We start from the raw sequence: 16,766 nt of genomic DNA, 5'->3' as shown, positions 1-16,766 counted from the left end.
TTATTTGGTATTATTGTTCAAGGTCATTTTACCTTTTGAAATGTTTTCGGCCAACAAAAGTGCATTATATGCATTGACCATTTTTCCTGATTTTGAGACTTTGTCAAAAGTAGTTGCCTTAGATTGGTCTCCATCAACAATTACGGATGCTTTTGAGCTTAATCCAGATTGCATTATAACCTGTTTTACCTGCGAAGCTGTCAATTGAGGATAATATGATCTTACCAATGCAGCAACACCAGCAACAGCAGGTGCCGCCATTGAGGTTCCTCCTTGAAAATCATAGTCATTATTGGGTAATGTGGAATAGATAGCATCACCGGGAGCAAAAACATCTACATTCTGTTTTCCATAATTAGAAAAGTTGGCCACCATTTCTGAACCATAACTACTTGTAAGGGCGCCAACGGTAATTACATTGTTTGTAAACTCAGAACCTACATATTTGTGGTCATTTGGGAAATTGGGATTTTCAGCATCATCCAAATTACTGCCATCATTTCCAGCAGCATGAACAATCAACACGTCTTTTGAAGCGGCATATTTGATTGCGTCGTAAACCCATTCGGCATTTGGCGAAAAAGACTTGCCAAAACTGCAGTTAATGATTTTAGCACCATTATCAGCTGCATATCTTATCGCCATGGCAATGTCTTTGTCGTACTCATCTCCATTTGGTACGGCACGCAAGCTCATTAATTTCACGTTTTTGGCAACCCCATTCACTCCTTTTCCATTATTTCTTTCCGCGGCAATGATTCCGGCCACATGGGTTCCATGACTTTCGGTATCAACCCGGTTCTTCGGATTTCCATTTCCATAAGAGGTGTCAGTAACGTCATATGGGCTGTCTCCTACAGGAGTTCTCCCGTCAAAATCTTTGTTGAGATTAAAATTTACCTGATCTGCAAAATAGGTAATGCCTTCGGTAAGTTCCTCTATAACGCTGGGTATACTATCCCCGTAGGTATACATTTGTGTTAATACGGCAACATTCTGCTGCATTTGTTCCGTTTTGGCCTCTATGGAAAGTAGCTCTTTTTTGGTATAAGAATCTTTGCCAAGTTCCTTTTTAACAGCTTCATCCGCAGTTTTCACTACTTGCAATATTTGCTCATATTGTTGTTTGTTTTGAAGTGCTTTTGGATATTCCTCATCTAATTTTAAACGCGCTTTTGCTCTTGCCGAAGCGTCACCAATATTAAGTCGAAGCATGCGTACGTATTCCAACTGTTCATTGTATGCTTCACCCAGAAAATTATACCCATGAATATCATCTATATAACCATTGCCATCATCATCTTTCCCATTGTTTGGTCTTTCTCCTTTATTGGTCCATAACACATCATCCAAATCTTCGTGTTCAAGGTCCATTCCAGAATCCACAACGGCGACAATTACCGTTTTGCCATTTTTATTTTTGATGATTTCCTTGTAGGCTTTATTCACACTCATCCCCGGAATAGTATCCGAAATAAGGTCGGCATGGCCCCAATTCTTTTTTTGTGTTTCTGTTAGCTCAGAAATTTTAAGCGGGATTGTATCAATATTTTGCACCGGTGTGGAAACCAATGATGTTGCTCCACATCCCATAAGGAAAAGCGAAATGGATACTAATGTAAAAGAAGGTTTAATGTATGTGTGAATCATATGTAGTATATATAAAAATGTAAAACTTTATTGTGGGTTGAATATTTCATTAAAGGAAAACAATTCGTCTAATCGTACCCCTTTTTCAGTTTGTTTTAATGTGCACAACTCATTATGGGCATCATGCTCAAAGAACAGCAAAAAATTGTTTTGAGCAATTTCATTCAAAAATTTGGCCTTTTCATCCAAAGTTAAAAGAGGTCGAGTGTCATATCCCATTACGTAGGGCAAGGGAATATGACCAACGGTCGGCACCAAATCAGCCACGAAGACAATGCTATTGCCTTTGTATTTTAAATAAGGTAGCATTTGCTTTTCCGTATGTCCATCAACAAAAAGAATACCAAACCCCAATTCTGATTCTTCCAAAAAAGAGGAGCCGTTCCGTTGTACAAAATGCAGTCGTCCACTTTCTTGCATGGGCAATAGGTTCTCTTTTAAAAAGGAAGCCTTTTCACGTGCATTGGGATTTGTGGCCCATTCCCAATGATCTTCATTGGTCCAAAAGCTAGCATTCTTGAAAGCTGGTTCATATCCTGTTCTATCCTGATTCCATTGTATGCTACCCCCGCAGTGGTCAAAATGGAGGTGGGTCATAAAGACATCAGTAATATCATCTCTATGGAAGCCTAGTTCCTTTAAAGAATTATCTATTGAATGGTTACCCCACTGATAATAATATCCAAAGAACTTCTCTGATTGCTTGTTTCCCATGCCACTATCCACTAAGATGAGCCTATCACTATCTTCAATAAGGAGACATCTAGCCGCAATATCAATCATATTGTTAGAATCGGCAGGATTGGTTCTGTTCCAAATGGATTTTGGAACTACACCAAACATAGCACCGCCGTCTAGTTTAAAATTACCGGTCTCAATGGGATAAATAGTCATTCAGAAAAGGAAATGGCGTGCAAAATAAGAAAAGCCAAACGCAAATGACTAAAAAATAGAAGTTTATTAGCCCTATTTTAACAAAATCCCCCTGAAACACCACTGCTTTTTAGGTTTTAAAAATCAATAACAACAGAATGCTTTAGAATATTGCAACTAAACAATTTAAGCCATTTAAGATTAACCGCATTGCCATAGTATACATAGGATAAGTATAATGCATATTTGGAACATGCTAGATTTTTGTTTCAAAAAGGCTACATTTAGCATTTAGACCAAAACCGTATTGAAGAAGTTAGAACGTAGTTTATCCTTAACCTCCGTTATTGCCATTAGCATAGGTGGAATGCTGGGAAGCGGTATTTTTGTCTTACCAGGTTTGGCAGCTGCAAAAACAGGGTCTTCCGTTTGGTTGGCCTATCTCTTAGCTGCAGTCTGCATTTTACCTGCAGCTTTTTCCAAATCTGAACTGGCTACTGCGATGCCTTCTTCTGGGGGAACCTACGTGTATATAGAGCGAGCTTTTGGACCCCTTTTTGGTACTATTGCGGGGATTGGACTTTGGCTTTCCTTGCTCTTTAAAAGTGCTTTTGCACTCGTTGGTTTTGGCGCCTATCTATCCATATTAATTAATATTGATTCGGGACTTACTAAATATGTTGCTGTTACCTTCTTGGTGTTGATTTTGTTTTTGAACATTTTGGGCGTAAAAAAGGTGGGGAAAGTTCAAATCTTTATTGTAAGCATAAGCCTCATCAGTCTTGCTTTGATTTTGATGTTTGGAATTCCAAGGACTTCCGCAGAACTATTGGACCCTTTTATGACCGAAGGAAAATTAGGACTGTTCTCTACTGTTGCATTTGTTTATATTTCCTATGCCGGGGTCACCAAGGTCGCTGCCATAGCCGGAGAGATTAAAAATCCAGGAACAAATCTTCCCCTTGCCATGATTTTATCGTTATTTATTATGACGGTAATCTATGTTTCGGTTGCTTTTGTTTTAGTGGGGAACCTACCCTTGGGTGAACTCAAAACAGATATTAAACCTATTTATAGCATTGCTAAACTCCTAGGGGGAAATTATGTAGGTTACATTGCATCTGTTGTTGGTATTATTACTTTGATTTCGATGGCGAATTCTGGTGTTTTGGCTGCTTCTAGATTTCCTTTTGCAATGGCCATAGATAAATTGCTTCCAGACTTTATGGGCAAAATTCATGCAAAGTACTTAACGCCTGTAGTTACGATTGTGATGACTTGTTTCCTGATGGCGATGGTCATTATTTTTCTTGATGTTGAGAAGATAGCAAAGTTGGCAAGTGCATTTATGGTCATGATGTTTATTTTGGTTAATGCCTGTGTTATTGTGCTACGCGAGACCTCTGCACAATGGTATAAACCTGAATATCGCTCTCCATTATATCCATTAGTACAATTGTTTGGGATTTTCAGTGGGGTTGCCCTATTGGTGTTCTTGGGCTCTGGCCCAATGCTGGCTATCGTTGGTATCTTTCTACTTGGTCTAATTATTTACTACTTTTTTGGAAGAAATGCGACCAGAACGGGAATCCTGAGAAAATACGGGCACCGCCCTGCCCTGTACCTACTGTACAAGAGAAAACGAAACGCCAAAATCAACTATAGAAATAATGGTTCGGGAAGCTTACAAAATCTAGATGGTAGATTGGCTTCGAATGCGGGTGTTGTAGTACCATTATTGGGGAACGAGCGTTCCCCGGAAATGCTGGTTGAAATTGGTGCGGCAATCAACAAGAACGAAAAGATTCAAGTGGTTAATGTAACAGAAGTTCCCAATCAGACCTTTTTGGATGCAATGGTAGAAGAAAACCCAAGAATAGCATCCTTGGAAAGAAGGGTTTCACGTTTGGCAGTATCCCAGGGCATTGATTTGGATTTTGAAGCCGCGGTAACCCATGAAATTTCTGACACTATACATGAATTGAGCAATCAGACCCACTGCGACTGGTTGGTGATGGGGTGGAACGGACGGGCACATAGCGGAATCTTGGTCAGTAATCCCATAGGTTGGTTATTAACACACATCAATTCTGATTTTGCCCTGTTCAAGGATGACGGTGTTCGTTACATAGGAAAGGTTTTATTGGCTTTGAGACCAGGCAGGAAAGACAAGAACTTCATTGCCGTTGCAGACCGAATCTGTAATTATTACAAAGCGTCTCTAACGCTACTACACGTTGTGCCCAGTAAAATGGATGATGAGACCATTGATAAAATGGAAACCAATTCAAAAAAACTATTGACAAAAGTGGACACGCCCAGCATGGTCATTGTCCAAAAAGAGGATGATTCAATTGGAGCGATTTCTAGAGCTTCGGCAAGTTTTGACCTACTCATATTGGGAACCCCACAAAAGGATAATTGGGTGGATATTCTTTTTGGTACCGGAAAGGATAAGTTCACAGAAAAATCTGCATGTTCCGTGTTACGATTGACAATGAGAGATCACTAGATAATTGCTTTGGCATTTGTATTAATTAGTATTTTTACTAAAACTCGAATTGATGCTAGAACTTGCTGGAATTATTATTCTTGGAATAATTGCACAATGGGTTGCTTGGCGCTTTAAATTGCCAGCAATTTTACCCCTTATATTAATTGGCCTTTTGGTGGGACCTATAGCGACGCTATACACAGAAGACGGTGGAAAACTTATTGAACCCATATGGAATGGAGAGAAAGGCCTTTTTCCTGGCGATGGTCTATACTACTTTGTTTCTTTGGCCATTAGTATCATTCTTTTTGAAGGAGGCCTGACTCTTAAACGGGCCGAAATTAAAAATGTTGGTCCTGTGATTACCAAGTTGATAACCATAGGGTCTATTGTTACTTTTTTTGGAGCGGGCGTGGCAGCTCACTATATTTTTGGGTTATCATGGCAAATTTCCTTTTTATTTTCAGCCTTGATCATTGTTACAGGACCAACTGTAATAACACCAATCCTTAGAAATATCCCACTTAAAAAAGATGTTTCGGCGGTTCTAAAATGGGAGGGAATTCTAATAGACCCTATTGGAGCCTTGGTAGCAGTATTGGTTTTTGAGTTTATCAGTGTTGGGGAGGGCAGCGCTTTTACCCAAACAGCCCTAGTCGAATTTGGTAAAATCTTGCTTTTTGGAACCACCTTTGGTTTTACGTTTGCCCACGCATTGGCATTTGCTATTAAAAAGGATTTGATCCCTCATTATTTAATGAATGTGGTGTCCCTTTCCGTTGTGCTTCTTGTATTTGTGGAGTCTGATGTTTTTGCACATGAATCTGGACTGTTGGCCGTTGTAGTTATGGGGATGGTGATGGGCAATATGAACCTGCCCAATCTTAAAGAACTACTTTACTTTAAAGAATCTTTGAGTGTTTTGTTGATATCCATTCTTTTCATCTTACTATCGGCTAATATCAACATTAGCGATATGGAACTTATTTTTAACTGGAATACCGCAGCGCTGTTCGCAATAATTGTTTTTATTATTAGACCTCTAGGTGTTTTTATAAGTGCCCAAGGATCAGGCTTAAAATTTAATGAAAAGCTTTTTATAGGCTGGGTGGGGCCAAGAGGTATAGTTGCAGCAGGTATTGCCTCCCTGTTCGGTTCTAAACTATTGGCCAAAGATGTACCTGGGGCAGAGTACATTACACCTCTGGTTTTTATGATTGTTTTGGGAACGGTGTTGTTGAATGCCACAACAGCAAGGCTCTTTGCAAAATTGATAGGAGTGTTCTTGACAAAATCCGAGGGCATTTTGATTATTGGGGCGTCAAAAGTCTCTAGGTTGATAGGGAATTACCTCAAAAAGAATAACAGACATGTTGTTCTTATCGATAATAATGACGCTAATGTTGAGAAAGCAAAAAGCTTAGGTTTGGAAGCCATGTCCGCCAATATTTTTTCAGATACATTAACGGACAATATTGAATTGAACGATATGGGATACCTTATGGCCCTCACCGGAAATTCAGACATCAACAAATTCGCCATTGATAAGTTTAAGGACCAGTTCGGTGAGAACGGCGCTTTTCGATTGGTAAATTCTGAAGAAATCAACGACCCAGAAAACAATCCGGCAGAAGGACTTTTTTCACATACCGATGACTTTATCAAGCTTATGGATGCAGTTCGTAAATACCCAACCATTCACGAAATAGACATAAAGGACAAATCACATTACGATAGCCTAATTGACATAACCCTAAAAGATAACGATATCATTCCCGTATTTACGAAGTCCCCCAACGGGAGTATAGAAATCATCCCGGCCAACAGTAAGGATTTTTTACCTAACGGGGAAGGCCACAAGCTGGTCTATTTAGGAAAAATGTTCACATAGACTAAAAAATCGCAAAACATTCAATTTTCTGGGAAGAGGTTTAGTACCCATATTCTAATATAGCCCTTTAGGCTCCTCGCTCTTTAATATCTTTATTTCACAACATTTTGTTTTTCAACTATACTACCAGGGTGGTCGTTGCGTTTGTCTAAATGACTAAACCCCCAAGTAAATATGAAAAATAGTAAGAGAAACAATATCTTGTTCTTAGCACTGGTTACAATTGTTCTTTTTGTAGGATGTTCAAAAGATGATAACTCAGGTTCCAGCAGGACTTGCAATGTTTTAGGTCTTATCCCAACTACAATCCAGGATAATGAAGATGGAACCGCAACCATTACGATTGAAGGTGAATCTGATGTTTTTGATTTGGAAGGAGAGGATTTCGATACTTTTGCCGATACGATTTGTAGTGGAGATTTAGATTTGGATTTTGATATTTAGATTACTGAAACAATTAAAAAAGGCTCATTATCATGAGCCTTTTTATTCGTTCAGTTCCAACTTAGGTTATAGACACTTATTGAAAACATAAATTGCTTCTTGAAGCTGAATGAAATTATACCTAAAACTAATATGTTTTTGTGAAAATCTTGTTTTGTTTTGCCAATGGGAACGGTAACCTTACTTTTTTGAAAGTGAAAACCGCCCGCTTAACATTACTGCGCCCAAACTACCTTCTCCAAAGGAAATATTCACATAGTTTAAGGCAATCAGAACCGCTTCCAAAGGTCTCCAAAAAGGCCCAGCACTATACATAAGACCCCCTTCTCCCCCCTCACTTGCAGAAATGGCATACCCCAAACCAGCTTCAACACCAAAAGCATTGCTTAAACGATAATTGGCTCTAGCATTTATAGGAATAAAACTTTCACCATCAGTTTCAAAACCAAAATCGGTTTCTTTTCCTGTATATCTTGCATAACCCGCGGTTGCACCAATTTGAAAATCATCACTAAGACTATGAAAATAACCTATATCACCGCTATAGGAAAAGCCGAAAAAATCAGCCTCCTCTCCTATAGTGGGTCCTGCACCTACGGTAATGGAGAAACCGTCACCTGCCCAATCGTAATCGAATACGTACTTTACGATGTCATCATCGTCATCATTTTCTGCTGAATAGCTTTCTTCTTCTTTTATAGTATAGCAGCACTCTTCACTAATAATATCTATTCTGGGGTTGATGGGGTCCCCAAAAGTTATCTGAGTTCCGGAAAAAAGACCTTCAGAATGGGCTTTATAATTAAAACTCAGACTTGAAACTGCATGTGATGCAGAAAACCCTTCAGGAGTTGTTGGGCAGTTACAATCCACATGAACTTCAATATTTAAATCGTAGGTGACTCTGGGATATTCAAAACCAATAACTTTATAAGAAGGGATTATGTTTAAAGAACAGGAGTCATGACGAAAACTTATTGAACCGATATCAACCCACCACTGATATTGTTTGTTTTCCACAAACATTTCGCGAAAGAACTTAAATGTCTCTTTTAGCTCTTTTTGTTCGGTTTCGTTAAGTTCGGTTTCATTCTTGCCTGTTAGTAAAGACACAAAATCAGAATACTCTGAGGCGCCGTCAAAGATTTGAAGTGCTTTATCAATTGCACTTTTATAGTTTCCTTTTTCAATAAAAGAAAGTTCTGATTTTGATAGCGAAAATAATCCGAGTTTATCGAATTGGTCCTTCTCAAAGAGATTACGGTTGTCCTTTAGCATTTGCCTCGTTTCCGTTATAATTTCCTTAGCTTCCGCTGTACATGTTGAAGAAGGAGCTGTTTTGTTAATTTTTGCATCGGATAAGATTTTATTAAAAATCTTTATCAAGTTCTCAGATATCTGGTTTTTATCCAGGGAAGTATTTGCTGTGTTTTGGGCTAAAGAAAAAAAACTGCTGGAAAGTAAAGTGAAATATATCAGTGTTTTAAGATATTGGTCGATTTTCATAACTTTTGATTTAGTTGTGACCAAAGTGACCAAAACAATGACTATAAAACAATACCTGAACTCAGGTATATTTTGTAGGAATTATGACCAAGACCGAGGTGCCTTTGTCCTGAATAGAATCAAAAAGAAATTGTCCGTTCATTTGAACCACTCTGGATTGGACGCTCTTCAGTCCAATTCCAACATTTTTCTTTTTTTCAAAAACCCCCTGTCCATCATCTTCAAAACTTAGTGTTATTGAATTTTTGTGGCCAAACAATTGTATGTTCACCAAAGAAGCATTCGCGTGTTTGATTACATTCTGAAGCAATTCTTGAACAATCCTAAATAGATGAGTAGCCAGACCTTCATCTAGATTTTCAGGAAATTGAAAGGTGTTGAAATTGATAGTCAGCTGTTCAGTCTTCTCAACTGTTTCCAATAACTCGTCAATGGCGCCAGAGAGCCCAACAAGTGAAATCTCGGCAGGGGTAATGCTATGGGCTACTGTTCTTACATCCTCACAAATGTCATCAAATTCTTTTTGCATTTTTTCGTCGGAATATTTAGCACTGAACAATCGTTTAAGGCTGGCAACTTTACTGCCTATATTGTCATGAAGCTCTCCGCCTACCCGCTTTCGTTCTTCTTCTTGACCTTGGACAAAAGCATTCAAGAATTTTTGTTGTTGCAATACAAGTTTTTCAGAGAGCGTGTTCCGTTCATGATAAATTTGCCCAACAACTATAGTTAAAGCAGCTGTAAGAAAGAATATTTCAATGGCAGAGGCGTAAAAAATTCCTGGTAGCCCATAAAATGAAAGTTTCAAAAGCCCAAAACTATGGTGCAAGACCAAGGCAGCAGATCCAAAGGCCATAAACAGATAGGATACAGCAAAGTAAGATCCAACTCTTTTATTATGCCTTAAATACACAAATATTTCTACGATTACTGCAACGACCAAAAACAAGATGGTTACGTACCAAAGCTTCATAAAAAGTTTAACCTGTCCAGCATAAAGCGAATTGGCCACGAAGTGGAGAAAAATTCGAAAAGCAACTTGAAAAATAATTACGACCTCAACACTTTTTTTAAGCTTGGGCAAATATTTTTTTGCCATAAGGATTTGCTGGGCAAACAAAACAAAAATAGCCGTAGAAAGCTCTATGGAAATTACATATATCGCACGGCCAACATCTAATTTCTGTAAAGGTAATAGCACATTAGTGTAACCAAGGTATGAAACCATAAAAATGGCCAAGACAACAAGATAAAGTCCGTACCATAAAAAAAGTGAACGTTTAGCAAGTATAAAAATGAAGCTGGTAAAAAGAAGAGACAATAAGACAAGACCTAGGTACAAGCCTATTCCCAAATTTTGGAAACCGCTTGTTCGAGAATCGGTATTGCTATCTCTCAAAGTAATATCAGTTGCCAAGGGTTTGCCTTTAGACTTTGTAAAAACAAGAAAGTAGGATGCTATTTCGTTTGGCAATAACCGAATGGTAATTTTCCAGGTACGTTCCACCGCTTGCTTTAAATTTTGAATTCCAATTTCTCCTTCAAGAATCAACTTTCCTTGAACAGCTTTGTAGAGTTTCACATCTTCCAAAAAAGGATACGAAAAAGAGAAAACAATTTCTTTTTCATTTTCGGAATCGTTTTTAATGGTGTATTTGGAATAGGCACTGGCGACATCAAAATCCAAATAAAAAAAAGACCTATCACCTTTAAGGGGAGTAAAATGATTCAAGGTCTCAAATGAAAATATAGAAGCCTTTTTTTCTGATATAAAAACAGTAGAAAAATCTTTTAGATTTTTTGTGATTTGAGCCTTTTGTAAAACTATTGTGTCATTGGCTTTAATTGGAAACAAACCAATGAAGAATAGAAAAAAAACAAACCAGAAAACCTTATAACAATTGATTCTCATGCACAAATGTTACAAGTTTAATGCTGCTGTCCACCCCAAGTTTTCTATAAATATTCTTTTTATGTGTTTCAACTGTCAACGGGCTTATGTGCATAGCTGAGGCAATATTTGGGACCTTATCTCCGTCACATAGATATTTGATGATTTCTTTTTCTCGCGGTGTTAGCTGAATCTGTTTGTAAAACCCATCACCATCTTTTTGGTCTTGGTCTTTTTTTGTTTTGATAACACCTTCTCCATAATAAAATCCACTCTCAGATGAAACATGTTTTAAGGCATCGTACAGGTCTTCTGAAGAACAATTTTTGAGTAAGAATCCATTCGCTCCATTGCTAATAGCTTTATTAACAATTGTTCTTTTGTTGTACATGGTTAAAATCAGAACTTTTATTGTATTGTTTCTCTGACGGAGTTCCTGAAGAATTTCCATGCCATTTTTATGAGGGAGATTGAGGTCCAAGAGGAGAATATCTGGAGAGTGTTTTTCAATGGAAGGATAAAGTTGCTGAAACCCATTTACGGTATCCACAACCTGAAAGTTAGAGAAGTTGAGCAGTATGGAACAAAGACCATCAATAACAATTTGGTGGTCTTCGCAAATAAGAATTTTTTGAGGTTGATCTTTCAATACGAATAACGTCTGACCAGAAAGTTACAAAAGAATAGTCGGTTATAACTTGCTTTTGAAAACAACTTTTTTGTCGATCCATCAATTCATTTAAGGCATCTATTGATTATTCAAGTGTATAGTTTCCATAGTATAGTAGATTGGCCAACAATTAAAAAACCTTTAAAAATTTAAACATGAAAAGAATCTTTTTAGCAATTGGTCTTATTACTACCTTGGGATTTTTAAGTTGCTCAAGTGATGATGATGGAGCAAAGTCTAACTGCCAATCATGCAATACAAGTAGCTCAATTAAAGTTGAAATATGCGACAACGGGGATGACACATTTACATATACCGCTGGAGATTTGACAGATACAGTTACCCAAGAAGAATTGGATGACGCAGAACTTACTCCAAAGGAATTTATTGATTTGGCTTGCCTTGTTGGTCTTTAATCATTCAACTTCGGCACGGTCATGAATGCCTGTTGGGGAATTTCAACATTCCCCACTTGGCGCATGCGTTTTTTCCTTAGAAGTAATTTTAGAGCCAATGGCCTCTAGAATTGGAATACATAACGATGGTCCATAGGGCATTTAGGTCTATTCATCAATTCATAGAAGTGATTCATTGATTTTCATCCTTATTTCTGCCCTTTGAAAAATAATATTGCTCCAATAATTTTCCAAACTTTTAAAGATGAAAAAGATACGTTTACTGTTGTGCTCCGCAATAGGTGTGTTCTTATTGGGATGTTCCAATGATGATGAGGGGTCTAAATGCGAATCATGTACTTCCGATGCAGGAACAAAATTTGAAGTCTGTGACAATGGAGATGGAACATGTTTGACAAAAGCTGGAGATGAAGTTGATTTAATATCTGAGCAGGAACTACAAGAAATATTGGATTATGAAGAACTTACGCTAAGAGAATTGGTGCAAATGGCATGTATAGAAGATGGGGAGTATTAAGAATGAATCTTTTTTAAAAGTACATCCCGTTAGTCATTCAACTTTAGCACGGCCATGAAAGCTTGTTGTGGAATCTCAACATTCCCCACTTGGCGCATGCGCTTTTTCCCTTTTTTCTGCTTTTCCAACAATTTTCGTTTACGGGAAATATCACCACCGTAGCACTTCGCGGTAACGTCTTTTCGTAACGCCTTTATGGTTTCCCTAGAAATAATTTTGGAGCCAATTGCGGCTTGAATAGGGATATCAAACTGTTGTCTTGGAATAAGCTCTTTTAATTTTTCGCACATCTTTTTTCCAATAGTATGTGCATTATCAAAATGAACCAATGCGGATAAAGCGTCAACAGGCTGTGCGTTTAAAAGGATATCAACACGGACCAATTTGGAGGTTCGCATTCCTATTGGGGTATAGTCAAAAGAAGCATAGCCCTTTGAAACGGTTTTCAATCGGTCGTAAAAATCAAAAACGATTTCAGCCAAGGGCATATCAAAAATAAGTTCTACCCGTTCAGTGGTCAAATAAGTTTGATTGGTTATTTGCCCCCGTTTTTCTATGCACAATGACATTACATTGCCCACAAAATCAGACTTTGTAATAATTGTAGCTTTTATATAAGGTTCCTCTACACGATCCACTGTGGAAGGATCTGGCAGGTCTGATGGATTGTTTACGATAAAAGCCGTTTCTCGATCTTTGGTGGTGTACGCATGATAACTAACGTTGGGAACGGTGGTGATGACCGTCATATTAAACTCACGTTCCAGGCGTTCTTGGATGATTTCCATATGCAGCATTCCCAAAAACCCACAACGAAAACCAAACCCCAAGGCGGCACTGCTTTCTGGCGTAAATACCAAAGAAGCATCATTTAGTTGTAGCTTTTCCATTGAAGATCTCAGTTCTTCAAAATCTTCGGTATCAACCGGATAGATTCCAGCGAAAACCATTGGTTTTACGTCTTCAAAACCTTCTATGGCATTTTGCGTTGGGTTGGCAGCATCGGTAATCGTATCACCAACTTTTACTTCTCGAGCATCTTTTATCCCAGTAATCAAATACCCAACATCTCCAGCAGAAATGACAGGTTTCGGTACCTGGTTTAGCTTTAAAGTGCCTATTTCATCAGCAAAATAATCCTTATCGGTTGCAACAAATTTTATCTTTTGTCCTTTTTTAATTTCACCATTTATGATTCTAAAATAGGTTTCAACACCTCTAAAAGGGTTATAAACAGAATCAAAAACCAAAGCTTGAAGGGACTCGTTTGGATTCCCCTTAGGAGAAGGAACACGTTCTATGATTGCAGTCAGAATGTCTTCAATCCCAATTCCTGTTTTGGCGCTCGCTGGGATTACTTCTTCTGGCTTACATCCCAACAAATCCACAATATCATCGGTAACCTCTTCAGGATTGGCGCTAGGGAGATCTACTTTATTGAGGACTGGAATAATTTCCAAGTCGTTTTCCAAAGCAAGGTAAAGATTGGATATGGTCTGTGCCTGTATACTCTGTGCAGCATCAACTACCAAAAGAGCGCCTTCGCAAGCGGCAATTGATCGCGAAACTTCATATGAAAAATCAACATGCCCAGGAGTGTCTATCAAATTAAGAACATAGGTTTCACCCTCGTGCTCATACTCCATTTGAATAGCATGACTTTTTATGGTAATGCCACGTTCCCGTTCCAAATCCATGCTATCAAGAAGCTGGTCCTGTTTTTCACGTTCCGTAACTGAACCTGTAAAGTCTAATAACCGATCGGCCAAGGTACTTTTGCCATGATCAATATGTGCAATGATGCAAAAATTTCTAATCTTCTCCATAATATCCTACACCCAATCAAACAATACGGGCTTTTAAGCAAATGCAAATATAGCTCTTTTCAATACCCTAGTCTTGGTTTTTTGCAAATATGGAAGTTGCAGGTTTTTAGGCGCTCTAAAATATTTTCTTAGATTTGGTCTGTAACCCCAAATAGAAATGAAACACTTTGCGTTTTTTTTATTTCTAATGTTTTTAACCTTCACAAGTGCCACTGGTCAAACCTTCCAGATAAAGGGAAAGGTGGTGGACAGGGGGAATAAAATAATTCCCTACGCCAACATTTTACTTTTACAGGCAGTTGATTCAACATTTGTCCAGGGAACCTCTGCAGATGATAGTGGTCATTTTGTTCTTTCAGAAGTAGACTCAGACCTCTATTTGTTGCAAGCTAGTTTTGTGGGGAAGGGTTCTGAACCGCGTGCTTTGGATATTACCAGTGATGTTTCACTGGGTGCTTTAATTATTCCTTTGGATGAAAATAATCTCGATGAAGTTGTTGTAACTTCCAGAAGGCCAACACTTAAAAAATTATCAGACAGACTGGTCTTTTCGGTTGAAAACACTGTTGTCTCGCAAGGAACTTCATGGGATATTCTTAAAGGTACTCCGGGAGTAATAATAAATCAAGAAGAACTCCTGGTCCGAGGTGAAAGCGCAACGGTATATCTTAATGATAGGAAAATTCAGCTTTCAGGACAAGAGGTAAAAGATCTACTTGACGGACTTTCTGGGACCACTATAAAGTCGGTTGAAGTCATTGCAAATCCACCGGCTAGATACGAAGCTGAAGGAGGTCCAATCTTGAACATTGTTACCAATAAAAATATTGTTCCGGGCTACAAAGGAAGTATCAACGGAACCTACACGCAAGCCGTTTTTCCAAAATACAGTTTTGGGACAAGCCACTATTTTAAGACAAACAAGCTGAATATTTTTGCGAATTACTCCATCAACCCAAAAAAGGAATTACGAAAAACAGATAAGGGAATCAATTTTATTGATGATACTGACGCAGTGTTTTCAAGATGGTCTACAGATTACAATCAGATCAATCGTTCTCTGGCTCAAAACGCTAACCTCATCGTTGATTATGATTTTAATGAAAAGAACAGTCTCAACCTTACTTCAAACATGCTCTTTAATCCAGGACAAGAGCAGGAAACTGTATTGAACAACGAAATTAGAAACGCCCAAAGCGTTTTAGATTCAACCTTTATGACTCAAAATAGTACAGCTTTTGACAACTCTAATTTGGCCTTTGATCTAACTTATGTGCATAAGTTAAAAAAGCCAGGGGCGAGATTGTCCTTCAATGGACACTATACAAATTATGATGGGCAATCCGAACAGAATTTGAGTTCTACCTATTTTGATGGTGGAGGTAATTTTTTAAGAGATTTTGGATTTGATACTGATTCCCAGCAGGACATTCAGATTTTTACAGGACAGGCTGATTTTTCAACCCCAATTGGAAACGCATCCATTGAAACGGGCATGAAAATCTCATCTATTGCATCAGAGAGCGCAATTGATTTTTTAAACTTTGTTGGGACAGATGATGCCGTGGATGCATCTTTGTCTGATAATTATGTGTACGATGAAAATGTGTACGCGGCTTACTTCAGTTTGGTAAAAAACTGGGAAAAATGGTCCATGAAACTTGGATTAAGAGGGGAATTGACTGAAGCCGAAGGAACATCATTGACCCTTAATCAAACAAACACCCAAGATTTTTTTGAACCTTTTCCGTCCGTATATGTGCTTTATTCCCCGTCGGACAAACATAGCTTTGCTTTTGACTACGGAAGAAATGTTGATCGGCCAAAATACAACGACCTTAACCCTTTCAGATATTTTTTTAATGAGAATGATTTCGAAGAGGGCAACCCAACATTATTTCCTAGTTTTTCCAATAACATAAACTTAAATTATACCCTGAACAGTGAGTTTTTCTTCGATATCTATTATCGGGATAATGGAAGAAACATTGCGGATTTGGTATTCCAAAACAATGATAATCAAACACTGGTTGAACTTAAGCAAAACGTTTTGGAGAGTAAATCGTATGGATTGGATTTTACGGTAAGCAAGGGCGTTCTCCCTTTTTGGTTTTTGTATGCCTATACTTCAGTTTTTCATGAAGAAGAAACGTTCTTGGCCGTTGAAAGTGGTAACGAGCAATTTACCAATGAGATCAACGGGGTATACGGTTATTTGGCCAACTACCTTACCCTCTCAAAAGATGGGACATTCACCGGAGAGCTTACAATGACTTATATTTCCCAATTTTTATTTGGATCCTATGTTTCTGATGAGCAACTGAACCTTACATTAGGATTGCGCAAATCCCTGTTCAAGAACAGAGCTACAATTTCAATTGCCGCCGAAGATATTTTGGAGAGATACATCCCAACCTACACCTCAAGGTACTTGAATCAGGATAATTTTTACAGAAGGCGCCCTGAAACCCAATTTATCCGATTGGGCTTTACCTATAATTTTGGAAATTTCAAATTACAGGATAACGAGCGAGGTATTGACAAAAAGGAAAGGGATAGGCTTCAAAATGAATAACAGCTTGTTTTTT

The 16,766-nt window shown here is 38.2% G+C and carries 12 protein-coding genes; 6 read left to right on the top strand and 6 right to left on the bottom strand.

What is annotated here, in order from left to right:
* Together AAY42_RS13050 and AAY42_RS13045 are read right to left on the bottom strand one after the other, a co-directional pair.
* Positions 1 to 1,650 carry a S8 family peptidase gene (locus tag AAY42_RS13050; protein ID WP_055395926.1) on the bottom strand — a complete coding sequence of 550 codons (1,650 nt, stop codon included), beginning with the start codon at positions 1,648 to 1,650 and terminating at the stop codon, positions 1 to 3.
* A gap of 27 nt (positions 1,651 to 1,677) precedes the next feature.
* A complete protein-coding gene (locus AAY42_RS13045) occupies positions 1,678 to 2,544 on the bottom strand; it encodes an MBL fold metallo-hydrolase (protein ID WP_055395924.1) in 867 nt (288 codons plus the stop codon).
* Positions 2,545 to 2,830: 286 nt separating this feature from the next.
* Between AAY42_RS13045 and AAY42_RS13040 the strand changes: the two genes are divergently transcribed.
* The 3 genes from AAY42_RS13040 (at position 2,831) to AAY42_RS13030 (ending at position 7,352) form a co-directional block, all read left to right on the top strand.
* Positions 2,831 to 5,035, top strand: a complete 2,205-nt coding sequence (locus AAY42_RS13040) for an APC family permease (protein ID WP_082433439.1) — start codon at positions 2,831 to 2,833, stop codon at positions 5,033 to 5,035.
* 52 nt (positions 5,036 to 5,087) lie between these two features.
* Complete coding sequence (locus AAY42_RS13035) at positions 5,088 to 6,908, top strand: cation:proton antiporter (protein ID WP_055395922.1); 1,821 nt, start codon at positions 5,088 to 5,090, stop codon at positions 6,906 to 6,908.
* Between the two features lie 174 nt (positions 6,909 to 7,082).
* The gene (locus tag AAY42_RS13030) at positions 7,083 to 7,352 is read left to right on the top strand and encodes a hypothetical protein (protein WP_055395920.1); all 270 of its coding nucleotides are present in this window, start codon (positions 7,083 to 7,085) and stop codon (positions 7,350 to 7,352) included.
* A gap of 180 nt (positions 7,353 to 7,532) precedes the next feature.
* On the opposite strand, the gene AAY42_RS13025 is transcribed toward AAY42_RS13030, so the two are convergent.
* The 3 genes from AAY42_RS13025 to AAY42_RS13015 all read right to left on the bottom strand — a co-directional run bounded on the left by AAY42_RS13025 (position 7,533) and on the right by AAY42_RS13015 (position 11,398).
* Positions 7,533 to 8,858: a hypothetical protein gene (locus AAY42_RS13025; RefSeq protein WP_055395918.1), complete on the bottom strand. Its 1,326-nt coding sequence runs from the start codon at positions 8,856 to 8,858 to the stop codon at positions 7,533 to 7,535.
* Between the two features lie 61 nt (positions 8,859 to 8,919).
* A complete protein-coding gene (locus tag AAY42_RS13020; protein ID WP_055395916.1) occupies positions 8,920 to 10,770 on the bottom strand; it encodes a sensor histidine kinase in 1,851 nt (616 codons plus the stop codon).
* On the bottom strand, positions 10,751 to 11,398 hold the full coding sequence (locus AAY42_RS13015; protein ID WP_055395914.1) for a response regulator: 648 nt from the start codon (positions 11,396 to 11,398) through the stop codon (positions 10,751 to 10,753). The genes AAY42_RS13020 and AAY42_RS13015 overlap by 20 nt, the downstream gene beginning before the upstream one ends.
* A 176-nt stretch (positions 11,399 to 11,574) precedes the next feature.
* Here AAY42_RS13015 and AAY42_RS13010 point away from each other — a divergent pair, with 176 nt between their 5' ends.
* Complete coding sequence (locus AAY42_RS13010; protein ID WP_055395912.1) at positions 11,575 to 11,835, top strand: hypothetical protein; 261 nt, start codon at positions 11,575 to 11,577, stop codon at positions 11,833 to 11,835.
* A 244-nt stretch (positions 11,836 to 12,079) separates the two neighbouring features.
* Complete coding sequence (locus AAY42_RS13005) at positions 12,080 to 12,352, top strand: hypothetical protein (RefSeq protein ID WP_055395910.1); 273 nt, start codon at positions 12,080 to 12,082, stop codon at positions 12,350 to 12,352.
* Positions 12,353 to 12,381: 29 nt separating this feature from the next.
* On the opposite strand, the gene lepA is transcribed toward AAY42_RS13005, so the two are convergent.
* Positions 12,382 to 14,178, bottom strand: coding sequence for a translation elongation factor 4 (gene lepA / locus AAY42_RS13000; RefSeq protein ID WP_055395908.1), 1,797 nt, complete (start codon positions 14,176 to 14,178; stop codon positions 12,382 to 12,384).
* 157 nt (positions 14,179 to 14,335) lie between these two features.
* Here lepA and AAY42_RS12995 point away from each other — a divergent pair, with 157 nt between their 5' ends.
* A complete protein-coding gene (locus AAY42_RS12995) occupies positions 14,336 to 16,753 on the top strand; it encodes an outer membrane beta-barrel family protein (RefSeq protein WP_055395906.1) in 2,418 nt (805 codons plus the stop codon).
* Positions 16,754 to 16,766 lie beyond the last annotated feature (13 nt).

The sequence above is a fragment of the Flagellimonas eckloniae genome, assembly GCF_001413955.1.
In the GTDB taxonomy this organism is placed as follows: domain Bacteria; phylum Bacteroidota; class Bacteroidia; order Flavobacteriales; family Flavobacteriaceae; genus Flagellimonas; species Flagellimonas eckloniae.
The sequence above is the reverse complement of the archived record's forward strand: the minus strand, read 5'-3'. Positions and strand labels throughout refer to the sequence as shown.